Below are 19980 nucleotides of genomic sequence, written 5' to 3'. Positions count from 1 at the left end.
GGTTAAGTCTTCTCCATTTTTAAAGGACTTATAGAAATCCTTGTTGTTTAATAAGTCTTCTTTGTCTATCATAACTATGTAATGGTTAAAAATAATAAAAAGTTATTTCCGTAAAATTTTTTGAGCTATGAGGGCTCAAAATTTTCCAGAATAACTTTTTAACTTACACAGTTAGTGAGACACTACCACTTAGAATGAAATTTTTGATTTAAAGTTTTGCATCTTAATATATTATACTGTTTTCTTGAATAATAACTATTTTGGGCTTGTATTATAGAATAGTAAATTCTTTTTTTGCCGGTCAGCATTAGACTTTATCCTAAACCTATTTCTTAGCCTGTAGAGATAAGTTATCCATATAAACAGCCTGATGAACGCCATTCAGCAAGACTTTCAACCCTAAATGTGAATCTTTTTTCAAAGAAACTGTAAATGTTTTTTTCTCTCCTGTTATTTTGGAAGGTTTAGTGATCGAAATATAGGTCTTTATATCAGAAGGGTTATCTATTGAGAAAAGTTCTAAGGTAGTTTCTCCTCCATTATCAGAAAGGTCAAGAGACAGTGTATAGGTTCCGGCTTTAATTTCCGGGGTTACCAGATACATATTTTCTCTGGGATTGTTCATAGAATAAAATATAATTCTTTTTTCACTGGCATAAAGCATCGCTTTTCCGGATTGAACACTCCAGCATTTATTGATATCTTTCCAGGTATCAAAACTTTCTGCAATAGTGGTTACGGCTTTACACTGCGCATTGGCTGTTAGAAACCCTCCTATAAATGCTATTCCCGTAAGTACAATTTTTTTCATGTATTATTTTTATTTATAATGAGTAAAAATAAACAAAAAAAGGTTGTTGCGGTTGCTTTTATTTTATGATTTAAGTTAGTTTTGAGAATATGGATCTTTTTCTGGAAATAAAAGTGAAATAAAAAATGATTGTAAATTAGCGGTAATCTGACAGTAAAACAGAGGTGTTCTTCTATTTCTGTATGAAAATATTCAATAAAGTAAGTTGTATATAGAAAAAAATCCTAAATGTGGTAGGTGTTTAAGCCCTATTGGCGTATAAATTGATACAACAAACTGAATTGAATTTTGATGACTAATGACTAGAACGACTGTAACTCTGATTTTCTTTTTAAGTGGTTTTTTCTTTTTAAATGCACAGGAGAAGAAAGATTCACTTTATTATAAAATTGAAGAATTTTCTGATAAAAGAAAAGTTACCAAATTCATTCACCGCTTTATATTTCGTAGAGAACCGGATTCAACTTCTGTTAAGTCCAATACTGAAAAACTTTCGCAAAACACTTATAACAAAAGAATTATCAGAAATGTCAGGATAGAAACCATTGACCCTTTCGGATATGGCTCTAAAGACAGTAAGGAAATAGGCAAATGGTATGACTGGATAAAGGATCACCTTCATTCCAGTACCAGAAGATCTACAGTTAATAATTTTTTGCTTTTTAAAGAAGGAGAAGAGTACAACGCCCAAAAACTTTACGAATCTGAGCGTTTGCTCAGAACAATGCCTTTTATAAACAGAGTTAATATCAGTGTTTCTGATAGTATTTCCGGTAAAGACTCTATAGATGTTGTTGTAAGGGTTCTTGATTCCTGGAGTCTGAAGCCAAGAGTAAGCTATTCAGGAAGCAAGATTGGCCTGGGAGTTACTGAAGAGAATGTACTGGGACTGGGACACACCTTAGACTTTCTTTACAGAAATGACTCCAAAGAGAAGCAGGATTATCTTTTAGGAAGCTATACCACATATAATCTCTTTGGTACCTATATCAACGCCCAGATTCTTGGGGAACGGGATTTTTCGAGAAATGAAAGAATCAATTTCAGCCTCAGAAGAGACTTTTTCTCACCTTTAACGAAATGGGCGGGAGGTTTTACATTCGAATATTTTATGCGTAAAGTTTTGCTTCCGATAGAAACAGATACCACTTTTCCGGAAGTTCAGATTAAAGTGTACAGCGAAGATGTATGGGGTGGGTATCAGATTCCGGTTTCATCTAACCCCAGTGAAAAAATATCCAGTAATATTGCCATAATAGGAAGATTTCAGAACTATCAGTACAAAGACAGTCCGGGAATTGACAAGTACAAATATTTCAGTTCTTATAACAGTTTTCTGATGTCTGTTGGGTTTATTCAGAGAAACTTTTCAGTTCAGAAGAATATTTTCCAGTATGATTTACCGGAGGATGTAGCTTATGGTAATTCTGTGAACCTCATTGCCGGAGGCTTATCAAGAAATAAAGAAGTGAATCCATATGTGGGGATCTCTGCATCTTACGGTCGTTTTACAAAGTTGGGATATTTCACAGTGAAAGCACAGTTTGGAAGGTTTTTTAATGAAGACAGCCGGAACAGGGAATCTTTCCGTTTTGACGGAACTTATTTTACCAACCTGACGGACTGGAAATTTGCCAAAGCAAGACATTTCTTCTCTCCGACATTAGCCTTGGGAAATCCACAGCATAATTACTCTTATAGGGATAGGATCAACCTTTCTTCTGCAGACGAATTTCCTGTTTACAATTCAGATTATATCGGGACAAAAAAAATAGTATTAAGATATCAGCTTCAGTTGTTTATCAATAAAACCTGGAAGAATTTCCATTTCAGTCCTTATTTAACTACCGCAGTGGGCTGGCTGGGAATGCCTGATGATAAACTGCTGAAGACCAAAGTCAATACAAAAATCGGAATAGGTGTGTTAATTAATAATCCATATCTTGTTTTCAACAGGATTCAGATTTCTTTTATGTATTATCCACGCGTTCCCTTTGATAATAATTCTGTTTTTGATTTTAACAGTAACAGAAATAATCTTTTACCTTTGAACAGTTTTGCAACAGATGTTCCTCATTTTGTCAATTTTGGAAATTGATGATAGAAAATAAAACCGTAAACTTAGCAACCTGAAAACACATCGCTTTTCAGGTTATAAATTTTAAAATAGGGATAGGATATTACCCAAATGGGTAATTGACAGGTTATTATATAATTACAATATTTGTTATAAAATAAATTGTAGGCTGTAGAATATATTCAGATGCAATTTAACGCAAATCATTAACAACCTTTAAACTAATCCCGATGAAACCATTGAATTTTATTTTATTATTGACCACATTTTTTACATCTGTCGGATTTTTTGCAAAACAACCTTCTGCCACAACTTCTGTACCTACGATAACTCCTATAACAGATGCCGAAAAGTGGATTGCACTTTCTCCCATTTTGCTCTTTCTTTTAATTACATGTATTGTATTTTTTAAACTGAAAAATAGCAAGGTATCTTTAAAGGATCTTCTTTTGGATAAGGATGCTAATGTTCAGATAGAAGAAGAAAAAACAAAGCAAAAAGAAGCTTTTTTAGCCGCTTCGTTTGGAAGCCAGCAGGCAATGATGGATGCTGCGGCAGCACTTAACAGCACTTCAGATTCCAATACCGAAAAACCTAACACAAGTGTAAGCCGTTTTCTTGCATTTATAAGCGGGTTAGTGTCTGTAGGTCTGGCGTGTGTTCTCACCACCTTTGCCATCTGGAACTATTTTGATGTAAATAATTTTCCCAATCTGAATGACCTCGTTGGTGTTTTACTTACACTGGGAATAGGAGTAGTGCCTTATGCATTTAATAAAATTACTACGGCAGCTAAATAGACACACTTTTATATGCAAATTGTTTATTCAAAGAGAATACCCCGAGGCTCTGCCTCGGGGTATTCTCTTTGAATAAAGGTAAGTATTTAAAACTTTTGTGCCTTTTATGATTAAAATAATGATTATAAAAGTTTAAACAACCTCAACGATAAAAGAGCCGGAATCCCTACGGAAACATATTTTGTCGGTATTTAGCATAAATTGTGATGATTGTAAATAGCTGTTTTTAACTTGAAATAAGGAATACAAGGTTAATAATTAAAGCTGATAGCTGATCCCTAAATTAATTATACCTTTATATCCAAATCCTAATTCTGCGAATCCTGCAAGTTTTCCGCCTATTCTTACACCTGCTCCTATTACCTGAAAGTTGAAAGAACTGTTTTTTGAATACATACTTTGAACATCTGACTGATTAGGACTAAGCTTTTCATTTGAAAAAGTATATCCTAAACCAACCCCTGAGTACATTCTGAACTTAGGCTTTGAGATATAAGAATAAGTACTGTTTACGGCCAGTGTGTAAATATCATTCTTCTGGCTGGCAATAATATGGTTTTGATCTTTAACGGAAGCTGTATATCTTTCATACACAAGGTCTGTACCGATAGTCCAGTTATCTTTAATGGCATAATTGTAACCAATAAAAAGAGCTCCGGAATGTTTTTCATCAGTTGCTTTCGGTTCAGCGTAAGAAAATGGTGCAGTTATAATATCTGAAAAGACTTTGCCAATTTCGTTGGAAGACAGCACACCATATCCTATCTTTATCTCTGAAGTGCCTTTTTGCTGGGCATTCAGCATACATGCATTGAAAATTAAGGAGTAAATGAAGATTTTGTTTAATCTGTTTGTCATCACTATATTATTTAATTATTTTAATGATTTTTTGTTGATTGTTTTTGAAAATAATATTCACTATATACATTCCTTTCTGGTAGTGTGAAAAATTTATTTTATGATCAGCAATTTCTGTATCTGAGATGTTGGATACCCTTCTTCCTTCACTATTGTAAATGATTATTTCTTTTATCTTTTCCTTACTTGTGATATAGGCAAAGTCTTTCACAGGATTAGGGTAAAATATAAACTCAGGCTGTATATTAATATCCGAAGTTCCCAGAGAACCAATAGTAATTGCTTTACTGAAAGTTTCTGCACAGGAATTTTTGCTGACAGTAAGTGATACCGTATAATTTCCCGGAGCGGAATAGTGATGAATCGGATTCAATGTCGAATCGGTGGTGCCATCTCCAAAGTTCCATGATACAGAAGTATAATTTGCAGAATGATTGGTAAAACTTACAGTCGTACCATTAATTCCAGCTATAAAATCCGAATGAAGATGAAACGTGTTAATGTTCCATTGCGCCGGATTATTAAAAAAAACAAGATCTGCAATATTCTGAAAATTTTCAGCGGTATTTTGAGCCAGTCCGTTATAAAAAGTGGATGGAAAGACATGATCCTGAAAAATTGCAGAATACATAGAAGCCGCCACAAGATAGCTTCCTTTAGGCCCCGGATGAATATCGTTATAAGATCCGTGAAGAGCCAGATCCTGGGAAGAATTATAGTAATGTTTTGCAGATTCTCCCGCAGGTACCATTTCCACCTGCATCAGATTAGACATCTTTGTAATGGAATCCTTAATTTTCTGCTGAAAAGCAAAATAGGTGTTGTAATCATTGGCAGAGGGTACTCCATAAGGAATTTCATACAGGAATATTTTAGAACAAGGACTGTATTTACGAATAGAATCTCTTATTTTTCGCCCGCGTTCGGCTGTTACGGAAACAGGATAAGAATGACCTGCAGATTCACCAGTTCCGGGCTGCATGATAACATACTTATAATTTTTAGACCTTATTTTCTGATACAGTGAAGGATCATCCACATGATTCACAAATCCGGTTCCTCCGGGAGTATGTGTTGTTACAGACAGATTTTTCCCCTTTGAAGCTGCTATATTTTTGAAAATTTCAGGCATGTCATTAAAATAGGTCACACTGTTTCCGATAAACAGAACCTCATCGGATTGACAAAATGATAAAACTGAAAAGCCAGTACATATCAGAAAGAGTAGTTTTTTTATCATATAGATTTTTTTAAATTGTTATCTTAATAAAAGTACCTGCAGAAAACCACTTCTAATGCAGGTACAAAACACAAACGATGATTAAAAAATGTTTTATAAATATAATGTTATATCCCTGTTCAAGTATATTTTTTTAAAAGCACCTGCAGAAAACCCAATCTATACTGCAGGTACAACATTAAAAGGTGTTTAAATGAAAATGTATTTACTTTGCTGGATATTTTGATTTACTATGAGTTATTGATTGGGCTGTATTATTTTAAAAGATGTTGAGAAAAAGTACCTGCAGGTATCACGATTAACCTACAGGTACACGGTACTAATTATTACTATTTCTTAATTAATTTCGTATTGTAAGTAGTCTTGTCATCCTTTACAGTGATCACATACATTCCTTTAATCAATGAAGCTACATTGATTCTCTGGCCATCCAGTTTCCCTTCCTGAACAAGTCTTCCGTCCGCACTGTAGATTTTGTAATCGGCTTTGCCTTTCAGATTCTTCACTTCTACAAATGTATCTGCCGGATTAGGATAGATTTCAAGATCAGAAGATGACTGAACGGATTCCTTAACCCCAAGTGCCGCATTGATTTTTACAGAAAAATCCCATACCGAACCTCTTGAGAAAAGATCACCATTATCATTTAAAGATGGACTTGTACACGCATCAGCTGAAGCATTGAAAAAGCCGCTGGCTACTCTCATTCTTAATGTTTTGTCACCATTATAAGCATTGGCCGGAACTGCAAATGCAAAGCTTCCCTGATGTCTTTTATTGGCGTCCGGAGCAGCTCCGTTAATTCCTATTCTTTCCGAAGCCTCAAATACTCCGTTTCTGTTGTAATCAATCCATGCCTGTACCCAATCCTGAAAGTTTCCTCCTGCACGGTTAGCATACACAATATAGTTCATATTATATTGCGCACCCTGAGTAAGCTGAATCAGTTTCGCAGGGTCTTCCGAATAGTCTTTATAAGCGTGCTGAACGGTTGTCCCATTTCCAGCTAAATCCACATTGGCTAAAGTTACTCTCAAGATTCCGCTGAAATACGGACTGATTGTCGTATTTCCTCCCGTAGTCATCAGACAGTAATCATATCCTGTGCGTAATCCTTTAGTTTTAAAATTATAAACCGGTGAAAATTCTCCCGCAACATTATTAATCACGGACGAAACACGAACTTCATAAGAAGTTTCATCCTCAAGATTATTCAGCAATACAGAATTAATTGGGCTTACAGCATTAGACCAGTTTGCTGTTCCCATTTTTCTGTAATTCACAGAATAGGTTGCTCCCGGTACATGATTCCATGAAACGGTGGCTGAAGTTTTTAATATATCATTTTCAAAAGCAGCAAGCCCCGTTGGAGGATTATTTAATGAAGCAGGAGCACTTCCTACGGTAACTGAAGGTGAGACAGCATAAAATATATTTCCGACAGCTGAAATTCTCAGTTTAATGTTTCCCTGTAATGCAGCAGGCATCTGTATGTCAAGGCTGCCGTCATTAGGTGTTGAGGCTGCCAGTTCTGTCCATGCTGATCCGTTATTCAGATCAGTTGTATATTCAATCTTTACATTGGCAACATTATAGGGAGCCAGGTTTGTATTGGCAACATCCCAGGAAATAGTATTGGAAGCGTTATTATATAAGATAGTAGCTTCGCTTAATCCTTTGAATTTGAAAGGTCCGTCATTTCCTACAGTTACTGTATTTTCAGCAGAAATAGTTAAAGGCCTGTTCGGATTATTATCACGAACAGATACAGCATAATGTAAAACTCTGGGGATGTATGAAACTGTTTCCCAGGTGTTTTTGTTGGTCAATTTACCGCTCATCACAATAGGAAGGCTTGGGAAATATCTTCTTCCGGTAGCCACTGCAGGAAAAGAACGGGTAAGAGAACCTTCAGCATTGAAGCCCCATCCGCTATCTCCGGAGATTGAACTGGTTGAGCCCACGCTGTCATACTGTTCCCAGTTATAGGTAAACTGATCTCCGTTAGCATCAACTGCATTGGCATCCAGGTAATATGCTGTTCCTTTAGGAATATGATAAGAAATAAGCGGAGTAATGGCAGGAGCATTATTGGCAATATTTTCAGCTACACCACATCCAACTTTACTTTCAAGGTTGGTAAGGATTTGATTGATTGATGAATAATGAAAATACGCATCACTGTTCATCTGAACATTATTGGCAGTGATTCCCGCATACCCCATAATGGTTGTACCTCCTCCAGGTTCTACATTGACATCCGAACCTTCTGTAACTGTAGAAAATGTATGGTTGCCTCCAAGCTGATGTCCCATCTCGTGAGCTACATAATCAATATCAAATGTATCTCCCACAGGATTCTGGTTTTGGGTAAATGCAGACCCTTTACCCAATGGCTCTGCAGCCGTAGGATCAGTACAGATACAACCTATACATCCTGCATTTCCATCCCCTCCGGCTGCATTAAAGACATGTCCTATATCATAATTGGCATCACCTACCTGAGCGCTTAAAGTTTGTTGCAGCTCGCCGTTTAAATCATCCGTATAAGGATCATTGGCCGGATTGGCATAGATGATATTGGGGAAATTCTGTATCGTAAGATGAATTGCAAATTCTTTTTCAAAAACACCATTTACACGGGTCATAGTATTATTCATCTGGGCAAGTGCGCCCGCAACACCTCCAAAAAGTGTTGTATACTCGCCGGTTGCAGACAAAGCCAGCCTATAAGTTCTGTACATTGATGCAGCTGGTCTTCCGGTAATATTGATTCCGGCAAGTTTGTTTTTTCCTGAATTCTTTAAAGATTTGATATCCAGTTCTTTTTTGCCTTCCATGCTGCAGCTAAAACCATGTTCAGAATCTGTCCTCTTGGTTTTATAGAACACTCCATAGGTTTTTTTATCCGTTGTGATAGGTTCTATAAACTGAAAAACACCATCCTTGATAATCATAGACTGCATTTCTGTAGGTGATGTACTGAACCTGACATATTTGGACGGATCGTCAATTCCAATCCCTACATAAGATCCTAATCCATATTTTTCTGCCAGAGATTTTTCCATGACAGGATTGCTGTATACAGCAAACTTTTCTATGGTTCCCTCAGCAGTGGGCAGCTGGATTGTAACAGCTTGTGCATTAGCCCCTGTTTCTTCAGCATTTTTTAATAACTGTATTAATGTATTGATATCAGTTTTATAAGCAAATTTGATTGTAACCTCTCTTCTGATGTCAGATGTTTTCTGGGAAGCGGATTCCCATCTTTGGGCATTGGAAAGACAGAAGCCTGATATCAAAAATAGTGATAATAGAGTTTTTCTCATTTTAAAAATTAGGTATTTAAATAGTGGTAGTGTGAAGAATGAATATAATATTCGGTTATTCAAAAGTAATTGCTAATTTTGTATTATAAGTAATGTTATATTGTGATTTCTTTACATTGTGTATGTGATACGTATGTATTTTAGCCTATGTGGTGATAGTGTAGTATTAATATTGCATTTTTATATTGATAATATTATGATGAAAAAACTAACTGTTTTATTCTTTTTGATTTCTTCCTTTTTCTATTCACAGCAGACAGAACAAGAAATGAAGAATATTCTTTTTGATATTGAGTTTTCTACTGCCGGGCCAAAAGAAATTGAGAAAATAGACAGTCTTATTAAAGTATGTAAGCAAAATTCTTACAATGATTGTGTGGCATTAGGGTATCTGAAGATCGCCAATATTTATAACCGGAACAGTGATATGAAGAGGTCCTTTTATTACACAGATAAAGTGGAAAAAGAAAACCTCATCAATTCAGATACAGATTTTGAAGTCATATTTTATCTCCATCTTCAAAGATCGTTGCTATACCAGAAATTAGGAGAAAGAGTTACTTCTTTGAAACAATTGGATGAAATGTATGATAAAGTGATGCAAACCAATAATGCTTACTTTATTTATCTTATCAACTGGCAGTATGCAGGAATATATAATGAAATTAATAAAAAAGAATTAGCATTAAAACATTATAAAACAGCATACAAATACTCCAAAATTTACAGAGAAAATAAAGGTGAACTTTACAGAATAGATAAGAATAGATTGAGCAACAGCTATAAAACTTCACCTTATCTTGCCGGAATATATCTGGACCTCAATAAACCTGATTCTGCGAAAATATATATTGAGGAAGCCATTCAGAATGAAAAAAAAATAGATGAAATAGGGATACGATACATTACGTCGTATTATGCTGGTAGGTATTTTAAATCCATTAAGCAAATTCCTGAAGCTCAGCATCACTTATGGATCTGTAAAAATATCGCTAATAATTATTATAAAAGCGAAAATTATCAAAAGTCGGTGGCTATGGAGCTAAAGAGCTTGTATGAAAGTACGGGACAAAAAGACAGCATTGCCTATTACTCCAATTGGCTGTTGGAAATAGAGTCTTCAAACAAAAACCAAAACCAGCTATTGAATGACACCGTTGATAAACAAAACGAACTTGAAACCAATAAAATAAAAAAAGAAACAAAAAATCTCTTTTTTATATTATCAGTAAGTGTTGCTGTATGTATTCTTTTCATTTTTCTTTTCCTGTATTACTATAGAAAACATAAGAGCAAGAATCTGGATAAAATTGATATTCCTCATCAGCCATCTGTAGATGAAAGTGCTTTTAAAGAAATTATACAGCTTGCCAAAGAAAATAATCCTGAGTTTTTAACCCGTTTCAATGAATATTATCCACATTTTTCAGAAGAGCTGCTGAAAATTTCTCCTTTAAAAATATCGGAAATAAGGTTCTGTGCATATATCTATCTGAATTTTTCTACCAAAGAGATTGCTGAATATACTTTCACCTCAGTAAGAACGGTGCAGACCAAAAAGTATAATCTAAGGAAAAAAATGAATATTCCCGGCGATATGGATATCTATGTATGGTTTTCTAAATTATTGAAATAAAAAAGAGACTGTTTCCTTTCGAATTAGTCCCTGTATTAAAATTAATAGCATGATTAAAACCGGTCGTTAATTTTTTATGGTGGTAATATGTATGAATTGCTTTCCGTTGCTGTCTTTAAGGTCAATATTGCTGATCATATCGCTGTAAACCCGAGTAGTGGTATCATTAAACTGATAGCCTTCTATAAACACAGGTCTGTTTTTAGGAAGATTGCTCTGCTCATTAAGCATTTCCAGCGATAAACTATCAGGGTAACCTTCATTTTTTTTTAAGATGACCTCTATTAAACCGTTGTCAGCCAGGTAGTCAAACTTCTTTAAATGAGAAGGTAGACTGGCTTTGGTTTTAAAAATGTTTAATTTTTCAATACTGCTTTTATAAAGTTTAAACATGCTGGCAGTTCCGATGGCATCATTGTAAACCGCAAATTGTATGTTGCTGTTTTTCTGGGCGGGAAGTAATAATGAAGTAGTAATGAACAATATATATAATAACTTTTTCATAATAAAAAGAGAGGTTTAAATGTCGGATGCTTTACTGTGGAGGGTTGGTGTTAATTCTTGTTTTTTACTACAATCCATCCTGTATATTTTATTGGAGTTTGTTTCGTGTTGTTCTCATTCCAGCCCATTTCAAACCAGTAAGTTCCTGTAGGTTCTTTTTTTCCGTCCATGGTTCCGTCCCATTTGAATCCGTTTAATTTACTTCCTGTATGAATTTTACTTCCATATCTATCATAAATGCTGAATGTGAAATTACTTTTATAAGCTAAAGCAGAATAATCAAGTACGTCATTGATTCCGTCACCGTTAGGGGTGATGATGTTGATCAGATTAGGAACTGTAATTTCTACCTGCACAGGAACACAGTTATATGAATCCCTTACATAGAAAGTGTGGCTTCCGCGGGATATATTGGTAAATAGGTTTTCACTCTGCCAGTTGATATTATCCATCGAATATTGATAAGGCGCTGTACCTGCAATTACGTTTAAGGTAACCGTATTATTATTAATGTTAACATCTGAAATAACAGGGTTTTCAGAAGCATAAACCTTCACTGTTTGCCTGGTGGTACATTCTCTGGTTTTCAGATCTACCCAATAGGCTCCAACCCCTACATTTTTGATGGACTGTGTTGTTGCTCCCGTACTCCATTCATAAGAAGTATAGCCTGGTCCTGCATCTAGTGTGGTTGTATTTTCCATACAGATAATTTTATCCTTTAATACTTCTGAGTAGGTAGGAGAAATAACCGTAAGGGGTACTTCTGCGATTTTGTAACATCCGTTGGCATTGCTCACCTTAATGTAAACTACGCCGTTAGGAGCAATGTAATTGGCGGGAGTCAAAATTTCGTTTGTCCCGTTATGCGCATCAGTAGGAGATGGATAGTACTGCTTAGTAATTCCTGGTTGTACATTAACTCCTGCCGTTGTTAAATCAAATATCCCAAGCAACGGATTGGATGGCTGGAAACACGATCTTAAAGCTGCATCTTTTACAATTGGGCTTTCAGAAACAGTTAATGTTACAGTTACTCGTTCACAATCTGTAAAATCCGGGTTATTTCCGCAAAATTTATAAACAATAGTATCAGTACCCATATAACCGAAATTGGGAACATAATTAATTACTCCTGCTGCATCAATAGTAGCAGTACCGTTTGTTGGAGGAGTAATAATCGTTACCGTACTCGGAACATAAGTTTGGGTAGAATTGGTAAATTCTGGTTTGATAGTCAGGTGTCCTTCGCAAACAGTAATTGCTTTTGTAGATTCCTGAAGACATGTATATACTTTATATACAGGGGTGGTTGCCGGTGGACAAGTGCTTACTGCAATTTTCACTGTATAATTTCCTGCAGTCAGTGGAGTATAAGTATTGGTATTGGCTCCGCTAATAGGATTTCCGTTGAGAAACCATTGGTAGGTATCGTAGTTGTCATTTACTTCCAATACAATACCAGGAATGCAATCCCCGGTTTTTTTTGAAATCAGTGGGATAGAAGAGAAGCCCGCAAAATAACCTCCATATCCAGATGTACTGTAACCGCCATTAATACCTGCTGTTACAGCTTTATCAGAAACCACAGTTACATTTCCGGTGATAGATGGGATGGCATATGTTACCCAGCTGCTATTTCCTGTCAATGGGAAAGGTCCTTGTGCGGCGGGGGGAGTGATGCCGTTTACCGTCACATTAGCTCCGGTTTCCGTCAAAATATTCAGTTTTACAATAGTTCCGGTTGGAACAGTGCTTGTTGTTCCCGTTCCTGTTGGCATTTCATTGATTTTCCCTATTTCATCAATTTTTCTGGGTAAAAAACAGTTCAATGGCGGAATGTAGTTGAATCCACACGTTGCACTGCTGTTATTTACAGAGACCAACTGATATAAATAGACATTTTTTGAAGTCGTAATAAACATATTGAAATGTCCGGAATTTCCTTGCTGTACATAGTTATTTCCTGAAACTCTGTAAAATTCTCCACTGTTGATGGTAGCAACAGGAGTGTTGGAACCATTAATAAATATTTGTGTATTGTTTTCAGTTCCTACGATGATACCACCTTCAAGATCTGGATTTGTAGATCTTGTTCTCACCATGGCAAAAGTGCTCCCAAGTCTATCCGTAGGTACGGACTGATCAAGAACCGCATCAGATCCCATGCTGGTGTTATTTCCAAAGTTTCCATTGATGTTTCCGTTAGTAAGGGTAATAGGCTTATCAGAAACAATTTTAGCTCCAATAAAAGCTGATATGTTCTGACCTCCAACTCCAGGACCTCCGGCGAAAATAAAAGATTGTCCTTTGTTGAGAGTGATTGTTTGCGAATGCGTTGCAGGTGTTCCTCCAAAGAATGTTACATTTCCGTTCCATGTAGTAGTGATAACTGTATTATTCTCTGTTGCCAATATACCTGCTGTGAAGTTAAATATGTTTTGTGACGCAATAGTAGGAGTTGCGGCTACAAAAAACTCTTTGCCAATACCGGCTTTTCCTTTACTTGTAATAATTTCAGCGTGTACAGTACCGCTTACCATTCTTAATGAACAGTAAAATGGCTTGCTTCCCTGTACATGCAAACCTTTATTAATAGTTGTAAACGCTTTTGAAGCAACATTAGCGGCTATAATACTAGCCGGTACCATAAAAGTCTGAGGAGACCCTTTACTTATGGTTACGTTACCTATTGGAATATTATTGCTGTTAATTGTAACAACAAAAGGAGTTGCAGAATCGGTAGAAAGATAGAGTGCCTGTGTATAATTTACTGAGGCGTAATAAGGTGCAAACCAATGATCTGTGTCTCTTTGCGCCGAAAGAGGTGAACTGAATATAAGGAACAATAAACAAAATATAAAACTTTTCATGTATCGTTAAATTTTCGTTCTAAAAATTACGAATTCTTTTTTTTAAAATGATTATGATTTTATTATTAATTGTCATATTTCCATATGTTGTTTCTATTAACAATAGTAATCATTGGATTGTGTGAAAAATAGAAGAATACTAAGTAAAAGGAATTCTTTTCATAGGCATATGAATGCCGTTTGATACTTTAGATACAAAATCGTGCACTTAATGGTCTGATTATAACAAGGTAAGATTTATTTATTTTTTTATATTTTTTTCTTAGAGCAGTTTCCATTTTATTGCTTGGGTAAAAATAATTTAATAAAAATATAAACTGACTATACTTTTGTATAGTTTTAAATCAAATCTTGATGAATTAATTTGAAAGGAGCCTATGTTGAAACACTTCCAGTAAAGAGAATACTTGATTTTTATTTTAATGTTTTTTTTATCTTCAGCCTAATACCTGTTTTTATATGTGTATGATATTGAAAAATTTCATTTAATATTGAAAATGCAATGAAAGCAAGTGTTTTTTGTATTTAAAGCATTTTTTTTTCAATAGATTTAAGGCTGAATATAATTATACTAAGAAAAGTAAATACTTGCGGAATCAGATTTTTTGAATGCCTGTCACCCGAAGGAAAAAAATACACACTATTACCTACGATTTCCATCTTAAGTATACCAACAGTTTAGATGTGCTTGTTAACTATAGGATCACCCCTATATGATCATGGCGAAATTTCCAAAGTAGTCTGTGTGGTTTCTTATTCCCTGAAAAGGAAAGAAGGAAATATCAGGATTATATCCAATACTTCAGAAACCTACTTGAAATATAATCTCTTCACGGGAAAATGGACGGAAGAATCTAAAGTTGCCCTAAAATTGTGGGAGATCGGAATAGTCCGGCTTTTCCTTCAGGGGACTAAAAATAGAAGAAATTGCAGAACAGTTATTCGTGTTGCCAGGTACCATAAAATTTTGCAGGAGCAAATTGTTTGAAAGAATTGGAGTGAAAAATATCATCGAAGCAATATGCTAAGTAATAACGAATAATTTGATTTAAACTATATTTAAAAAAAATCAGCTCGAAACCGCTGAGAATCAAAATGGAATGCTCAGTATAACTTACAGTTTTTAATTAAAAAACCGATGGCTTTCTGTGTATTGTTTTCCTGAACATTCTCCCTCTGTAAAATTATAGAAGGAGAATATCCGGTACAGCTTAATTAAGCTGATAATTTGTAATTACTAAACTCAGGATGAAATGAACATAATTCTGTTCAACCTCTTTTCTGTTAATCAGTTTGTTTTTGTATTCATAGGAATTCAGGTCTCGGGATAATTTCTGATACGTTTCAAAATCATCACCCTTTACCTTTACTCTTACATGACCATCTTTTCTGTTGATAATGACATTATCCAAAGTTCTTACCTTAAATAAAACTTCACATAATGTAGGACGAGCCTTCATTGACCCGATATATCTTTCAACTATATTAATCTTGAACGAATCAAATATGATATTATTAAAAACGATTTTAGAATTAGGCTCCTGAGTGTTGAGTTCAAGTTTATAGTTCATTACTTTATAAATTTTGGCAAATATAAGTTTAATTATGCCAAAAAACAGACTGTTTTAATAGATCATTCCCATATTAATGATCGAATTTTATTCTGTAAAGACAAAATCATGTGAAAATGTGAATATTAGGGGCTTATAAATGAGGACGAAACAATTGTGAAGCAAACATTTTATGTCCTTTTATTTTTTTCATTATGGGCATTTGTGTAATTTTATTCACTGTATAATAAAATTCATATTAATACCAATATAATGGAAAGATATAGTTATGGAATGGTTGGCCTTGGAGTAATGGGGCGGAATCTGCTTTATAATATCGCTGATAATGGGTTCTCAATCGCAGGATTTGACCTTGATCAGGAAAAAGTGAAAGAATTAGAAAGCGGAGCTGCTTCAGAAATGAAGGTGAAAGGTACAGTTTCTTTAGAAGATTTTGTATCCGTTCTGGAAGTCCCAAGAAAAATTATTCTTATGGTTCCTGCCGGAAAACCTGTAGATGCTGTGCTGGAAAATATTACCCCACTTTTAAGCGAAGGCGATATCGTGATTGATGCAGGAAACTCTTATTTCGAAGATACCAACAGACGTGTTGCTGATCTGGCATCCAAAAAACTGCATTTTATGGGAATGGGAGTTTCAGGAGGTGAAAAAGGAGCCAGAAAAGGTCCCAGTATAATGCCGGGAGGTGATCCGGAGGCATTCAAACTTCTGAAGCCGATGCTGGAAGCCATTGCAGCCAAAGTAGACAACGAAGCATGTACAGCCTATATGGGAAAAGGATCTGCCGGAAACTATGTGAAAATGGTACACAACGGTATTGAATATGCAATTATGCAGCTGATCAGTGAAGCTTATGATCTTCTTAAAAGAGGAGCGGGTCTCAATAATGAACAGCTCTATCAGGTTTTCAAAGAATGGAATAATGGCGAAATGAACTCATTCCTTATTGAAATTACCAGAGATATTTTTACCCAGAAAGACTCATTAACAGATGGCTACCTTGTAGATCAGATTTTAGATAAAGCAGGAGCAAAAGGAACCGGAAAATGGACATCCGAACAGGCCATGGAAATCGGGGTTTCTATTCCCACTATTGACATTGCAGTAACTTCAAGAATTTTATCTGCCTATAAAAACGAACGAGTTCAGGCTTCAAAAATATATAGTGAAAGCGAAATTATTAAGCCTGAAAATACAGAATTGTTCATCAAAGAAGTGGGTGATGCTCTTTTCCTTTCTACATTAATCAGCTATGCACAAGGTCTGTCGTTACTCGTAAAAGCATCTGAAGAATATGGTTTCGAAATTCCTCTGAAAGATGTTGTGAAAATCTGGAGGGGAGGATGTATTATCCGTTCTGTATTGCTGGAAAAATTCTATTCAGCGTATACCCAAAATCCTAACCTTTCTAATATTCTTCTTGATCATGAGATTTCAGAACTGGTAAAATCAAAAATCAAAGCTTTAAGAAAAACAGCAGGATATGCCGTTGCCAACGGAATCTCAAGTTTAGGAATCCAGACGGCTTTGGGGTATTTTGATGCCTATACCACAGAATCTCTTCCCGTGAATCTGATCCAGGCTCAGCGTGATTATTTCGGAGCTCATACGTATCAGCGTATTGACAGAGAGGGAGTTTTCCATACTTCTTGGCAAAGTGCAAACAATTAAAATTCGGAAAAAATGAATCAAAATAGAATCTTGCAGCCAACAACTATCGTTATTTTTGGTGCTACAGGAGATCTGGCAAAAAGAAAACTTTTTCCGGCATTTTATAACTTATATATCGATGGAAGAATGCCCAAAGGCTTTAATATTGTAGCATTGGGAAGGGCAGAAAATACCAACGAAAATTTCAGAAATTATATCAAAGAAAACCTTGAGAGCTTCTCCAGAAAAAAAGTAACTTCCGAAGACTGGGCTGGTTTTCAGGCTCATATTACTTACTTTCAGCATCAGCTGGATGAAGAAAGCTCTTATCACAATTTACAGCAGAAATTACAGGATTTTGATTCCGTATATGGGGTAAGAGCAAACAGGTTGTTTTACTTATCTATAGGACCTAATTTTATTGCTACCATATCCAATCATATCAAAACGACTTCATTGGCCTCTGATCCTAAGAAAGATCGTATTATTATTGAAAAACCTTTTGGGCATAATAAACAGTCGGCTATTGAATTGAACAGCCTTTTGGCTAAAACTTTTGAAGAAGAACAGATTTATCGTATCGACCACTATCTGGGGAAAGAAACCGTACAGAATATATTAGCATTCAGATTTGGAAATTCTATTTTTGAACCTTTGTGGGATCATAAATACATAGAATCCGTACAGATTACCGTAGCGGAAGAAGTTGGGGTAGAGACGAGAGGAGCTTTTTACGAACAGACCGGAGCATTAAGGGATATGATTCAGAACCACCTGTTGCAAATCCTGTGTATGGTAGCTATGGAACCGCCGGCTTCATTACTGTCCGGCGAAATCAGAGACCGAAAAGTAGACGTTCTGAAATCAATTCGAAGAATATCTTCCGATCAGGTTGAACATTATGCAGTAAGAGGCCAGTATGGAAAAGGAACCATAAACGGAGTGGAAGTGAAAGGCTATCGTCAGGAAGATGGAATTGCTTCGGATTCCAATACAGAAACTTTTGCAGCGATTAAGTTTTATCTCGATAACGAAAGATGGCAGGATGTTCCTTTCTATGTCCGTACCGGAAAGAAAATGAAAGAAAAACATTCTTATATTACCATTCAGTTTAAACCGCTTCCTCACTCAACGTTCTCAGACAGTCCGCATCATTTATCGGCTAACAGACTGATTATTAATATTCAGCCCATGATGGATATCAGATTACAGTTCATGACCAAAAAACCGGGACTGACGCTGGATTTGAAACCTGCGGAAATGATTTTCGATAATTTTGCCTGTAAAGAAGATACTCCGGAAGCTTATGAAACTTTGCTGCAGGATGCTCTTTTAGGAGATCTTACTTTATTTATGCGTTCCGACCAGGTGGAAGAAGCATGGGATGTTGTCACAACCATACAGGAAGCATGGGAAAATGATAAAGATCTTTCTTTCCCCAATTACAAAGCGGGAAGCTGGGGGCCGGAAGACGTTAATGCTTTGGTAGAAAGACAGGGACACAGCTGGGTATAAAAACAATCTAAATTTAAACAAACAGAAAATGAATATTACAGTATTTGACGATCTGGAAAAACTGTACACCAGGGCAGCAGATGCATTTGTTGACCTTTCAAAAAAATCTATTCTGAAAAATGGCCGTTTTGTGGTGGCATTAAGTGGAGGATCTTCTCCCAAAGCCATTTTCAAACTTTTGGCAACACCGGAATATAAAGAACATATTGAATGGAATAAAGTCTACTTTTTTTGGGTTGACGAGCGCTGGGTTCCTTTAAATGATGATAAAAGCAACTTCCGGATGACGGAGGAGACGCTGCTCAGCCAGGTTCCGATAGATCAAAATCATATCTTTCCTATGTATGCTGAAGGCATAACTCCTGAAGATTATGCAAAAGCTTATGAGCAGCAGATCAGAACTATTCTTGGTGATGATGGAGTTTTTGATTTTATCCTGCTGGGAATGGGAGATGATGGCCATACAGCCTCATTATTTCCAGGGGAAGAAGTGCTAAATGAAAAAGAAAAATGGGTATCTGCCTATTATCTTAAGTCTCAGGAAATGTTCAGGATCACATTAACTGCACCAATAATCAATAATGCGGATAATATTCTGGCTATTGCATTTGGTGAATCCAAAAAACATGCACTGAATGAGGTATTGAATGGTGAATATAATCCTTCATTGTATCCAATGCAGCTTATTGAGAAGAAGGATGGATTTCAGTTTTTTACAGACGAAAAGGCCAGAGGTTAATACATTTCAATCTTTAAAAAATAAGAGACTGTCCCTGGACAGTCTCTCTTCATATCAACTATTCTGATACCGGATTCCCGGTACATACAATTTTCTGTAGATTAAAACGAAGATAAAGCATCCTAAATGAAAACAGCATCATTAGAAAATTCATGACGCTGTTGCATTTAGTGTTTTTACCTTAGTTGTTTTTTGTTCGAAACTTTTAATTTTTCCAACTCAAATAGTGTTTCTATATAAAATGGTTATTAGTTTGGAGCAAATATACAAAATAAGACACTTGGTAGTGTCTAAAGTTGAAAAAAAATAAAACTTTTTTGAAAATATTTTGAAAGGTGAATAAAATCCTTTCTAATAGGGCGTTGTAAGAGAATAGC

Annotated in this window: 15 protein-coding genes; 8 read left to right on the top strand and 7 right to left on the bottom strand. The window is 35.6% G+C overall.

The window, feature by feature from the left end; translation table 11 throughout:
* Window positions 1–325: 325 nt before the first annotated feature.
* Window positions 326–811 (bottom strand): hypothetical protein, encoded by a 486-nt coding sequence (locus C8D70_RS03280; protein WP_110366360.1) that lies wholly within the window; start codon window positions 809–811, stop codon window positions 326–328.
* A gap of 298 nt (window positions 812–1109) precedes the next feature.
* Between C8D70_RS03280 and C8D70_RS03275 the strand changes: the two genes are divergently transcribed.
* Both C8D70_RS03275 and C8D70_RS03270 read left to right on the top strand, forming a co-directional pair.
* Window positions 1110–2909: a hypothetical protein gene (locus tag C8D70_RS03275; protein ID WP_110366359.1), complete on the top strand. Its 1800-nt coding sequence runs from the start codon at window positions 1110–1112 to the stop codon at window positions 2907–2909.
* Window positions 2910–3118: 209 nt separating this feature from the next.
* Complete coding sequence (locus C8D70_RS03270) at window positions 3119–3688, top strand: hypothetical protein (RefSeq protein ID WP_110366358.1); 570 nt, start codon at window positions 3119–3121, stop codon at window positions 3686–3688.
* A gap of 258 nt (window positions 3689–3946) precedes the next feature.
* Here C8D70_RS03270 and C8D70_RS03265 read toward each other — a convergent pair whose 3' ends face one another.
* The 3 genes from C8D70_RS03265 to C8D70_RS03255 form a co-directional block, all read right to left on the bottom strand.
* The gene (locus C8D70_RS03265) at window positions 3947–4546 is read right to left on the bottom strand and encodes an outer membrane beta-barrel protein (protein ID WP_110366357.1); all 600 of its coding nucleotides are present in this window, start codon (window positions 4544–4546) and stop codon (window positions 3947–3949) included.
* A 7-nt stretch (window positions 4547–4553) separates the two neighbouring features.
* On the bottom strand, window positions 4554–5786 hold the full coding sequence (locus C8D70_RS03260) for a PKD domain-containing protein (RefSeq protein ID WP_110366356.1): 1233 nt from the start codon (window positions 5784–5786) through the stop codon (window positions 4554–4556).
* A 329-nt stretch (window positions 5787–6115) separates the two neighbouring features.
* The gene (locus C8D70_RS03255) at window positions 6116–9115 is read right to left on the bottom strand and encodes a reprolysin-like metallopeptidase (RefSeq protein ID WP_110366355.1); all 3000 of its coding nucleotides are present in this window, start codon (window positions 9113–9115) and stop codon (window positions 6116–6118) included.
* Window positions 9116–9311: 196 nt separating this feature from the next.
* Here C8D70_RS03255 and C8D70_RS03250 point away from each other — a divergent pair, with 196 nt between their 5' ends.
* The gene (locus tag C8D70_RS03250) at window positions 9312–10751 is read left to right on the top strand and encodes a helix-turn-helix transcriptional regulator (protein ID WP_168802033.1); all 1440 of its coding nucleotides are present in this window, start codon (window positions 9312–9314) and stop codon (window positions 10749–10751) included.
* A gap of 66 nt (window positions 10752–10817) precedes the next feature.
* Here C8D70_RS03250 and C8D70_RS03245 read toward each other — a convergent pair whose 3' ends face one another.
* Window positions 10818–11255: a hypothetical protein gene (locus C8D70_RS03245; protein ID WP_110366353.1), complete on the bottom strand. Its 438-nt coding sequence runs from the start codon at window positions 11253–11255 to the stop codon at window positions 10818–10820.
* 50 nt (window positions 11256–11305) lie between these two features.
* Window positions 11306–14128 carry a T9SS type B sorting domain-containing protein gene (locus C8D70_RS21235; RefSeq protein WP_110366352.1) on the bottom strand — a complete coding sequence of 941 codons (2823 nt, stop codon included), beginning with the start codon at window positions 14126–14128 and terminating at the stop codon, window positions 11306–11308.
* A 682-nt stretch (window positions 14129–14810) separates the two neighbouring features.
* On the opposite strand from C8D70_RS21235, the gene C8D70_RS20990 reads away from it, so the two are divergent.
* The gene (locus C8D70_RS20990) at window positions 14811–15116 is read left to right on the top strand and encodes a hypothetical protein (protein ID WP_228407965.1); all 306 of its coding nucleotides are present in this window, start codon (window positions 14811–14813) and stop codon (window positions 15114–15116) included.
* Window positions 15088–15156, top strand: a complete 69-nt coding sequence (locus C8D70_RS21290; protein WP_410493702.1) for a hypothetical protein — start codon at window positions 15088–15090, stop codon at window positions 15154–15156. Before C8D70_RS20990 ends, C8D70_RS21290 begins: the two co-directional genes overlap by 29 nt.
* A 183-nt stretch (window positions 15157–15339) precedes the next feature.
* On the opposite strand, the gene C8D70_RS03230 is transcribed toward C8D70_RS21290, so the two are convergent.
* Complete coding sequence (locus C8D70_RS03230; protein WP_076597899.1) at window positions 15340–15699, bottom strand: prevent-host-death protein; 360 nt, start codon at window positions 15697–15699, stop codon at window positions 15340–15342.
* 252 nt (window positions 15700–15951) lie between these two features.
* Between C8D70_RS03230 and gndA the strand changes: the two genes are divergently transcribed.
* The 3 genes from gndA to pgl are packed head-to-tail and all read left to right on the top strand — an operon-like array spanning window position 15952 to window position 19603.
* Window positions 15952–17370 carry an NADP-dependent phosphogluconate dehydrogenase gene (gndA, locus tag C8D70_RS03225; protein WP_076597898.1) on the top strand — a complete coding sequence of 473 codons (1419 nt, stop codon included), beginning with the start codon at window positions 15952–15954 and terminating at the stop codon, window positions 17368–17370.
* 12 nt (window positions 17371–17382) lie between these two features.
* Entirely contained in the window at window positions 17383–18864 is a 1482-nt protein-coding gene (zwf, locus tag C8D70_RS03220; RefSeq protein ID WP_076597897.1) for a glucose-6-phosphate dehydrogenase, read from the top strand.
* Window positions 18865–18892: 28 nt separating this feature from the next.
* Window positions 18893–19603 carry a 6-phosphogluconolactonase gene (pgl, locus tag C8D70_RS03215; protein ID WP_110366350.1) on the top strand — a complete coding sequence of 237 codons (711 nt, stop codon included), beginning with the start codon at window positions 18893–18895 and terminating at the stop codon, window positions 19601–19603.
* Window positions 19604–19980: the final 377 nt, after the last annotated feature.

Origin of the sequence: Chryseobacterium sp. CBTAP 102 (assembly GCF_003201365.1) — a bacterium.
Taxonomy (GTDB): domain Bacteria; phylum Bacteroidota; class Bacteroidia; order Flavobacteriales; family Weeksellaceae; genus Chryseobacterium; species Chryseobacterium candidae.
Note: the sequence above shows the minus strand (reverse complement) of the source record. Positions and strands in the feature narration are given on the sequence as shown.

What these genes read in the sequence shown, in the direction of transcription:
- C8D70_RS03280 (WP_110366360.1), bottom strand. Translation starts at nt 811, where the DNA reads ATGAAAAAAATTGTACTTACGGGAATAGCATTTATAGGAGGGTTTCTA.
- C8D70_RS03275 (WP_110366359.1), top strand. Translation starts at nt 1,110, where the DNA reads ATGACTAGAACGACTGTAACTCTGATTTTCTTTTTAAGTGGTTTTTTC.
- C8D70_RS03270 (WP_110366358.1), top strand. Translation starts at nt 3,119, where the DNA reads ATGAAACCATTGAATTTTATTTTATTATTGACCACATTTTTTACATCT.
- C8D70_RS03265 (WP_110366357.1), bottom strand. Translation starts at nt 4,546, where the DNA reads ATGACAAACAGATTAAACAAAATCTTCATTTACTCCTTAATTTTCAAT.
- C8D70_RS03260 (WP_110366356.1), bottom strand. Translation starts at nt 5,786, where the DNA reads ATGATAAAAAAACTACTCTTTCTGATATGTACTGGCTTTTCAGTTTTA.
- C8D70_RS03255 (WP_110366355.1), bottom strand. Translation starts at nt 9,115, where the DNA reads ATGAGAAAAACTCTATTATCACTATTTTTGATATCAGGCTTCTGTCTT.
- C8D70_RS03250 (WP_168802033.1), top strand. Translation starts at nt 9,312, where the DNA reads ATGATGAAAAAACTAACTGTTTTATTCTTTTTGATTTCTTCCTTTTTC.
- C8D70_RS03245 (WP_110366353.1), bottom strand. Translation starts at nt 11,255, where the DNA reads ATGAAAAAGTTATTATATATATTGTTCATTACTACTTCATTATTACTT.
- C8D70_RS21235 (WP_110366352.1), bottom strand. Translation starts at nt 14,128, where the DNA reads ATGAAAAGTTTTATATTTTGTTTATTGTTCCTTATATTCAGTTCACCT.
- C8D70_RS20990 (WP_228407965.1), top strand. Translation starts at nt 14,811, where the DNA reads ATGTGCTTGTTAACTATAGGATCACCCCTATATGATCATGGCGAAATT.
- C8D70_RS03230 (WP_076597899.1), bottom strand. Translation starts at nt 15,699, where the DNA reads ATGAACTATAAACTTGAACTCAACACTCAGGAGCCTAATTCTAAAATC.
- gndA (WP_076597898.1), top strand. Translation starts at nt 15,952, where the DNA reads ATGGAAAGATATAGTTATGGAATGGTTGGCCTTGGAGTAATGGGGCGG.
- zwf (WP_076597897.1), top strand. Translation starts at nt 17,383, where the DNA reads ATGAATCAAAATAGAATCTTGCAGCCAACAACTATCGTTATTTTTGGT.
- pgl (WP_110366350.1), top strand. Translation starts at nt 18,893, where the DNA reads ATGAATATTACAGTATTTGACGATCTGGAAAAACTGTACACCAGGGCA.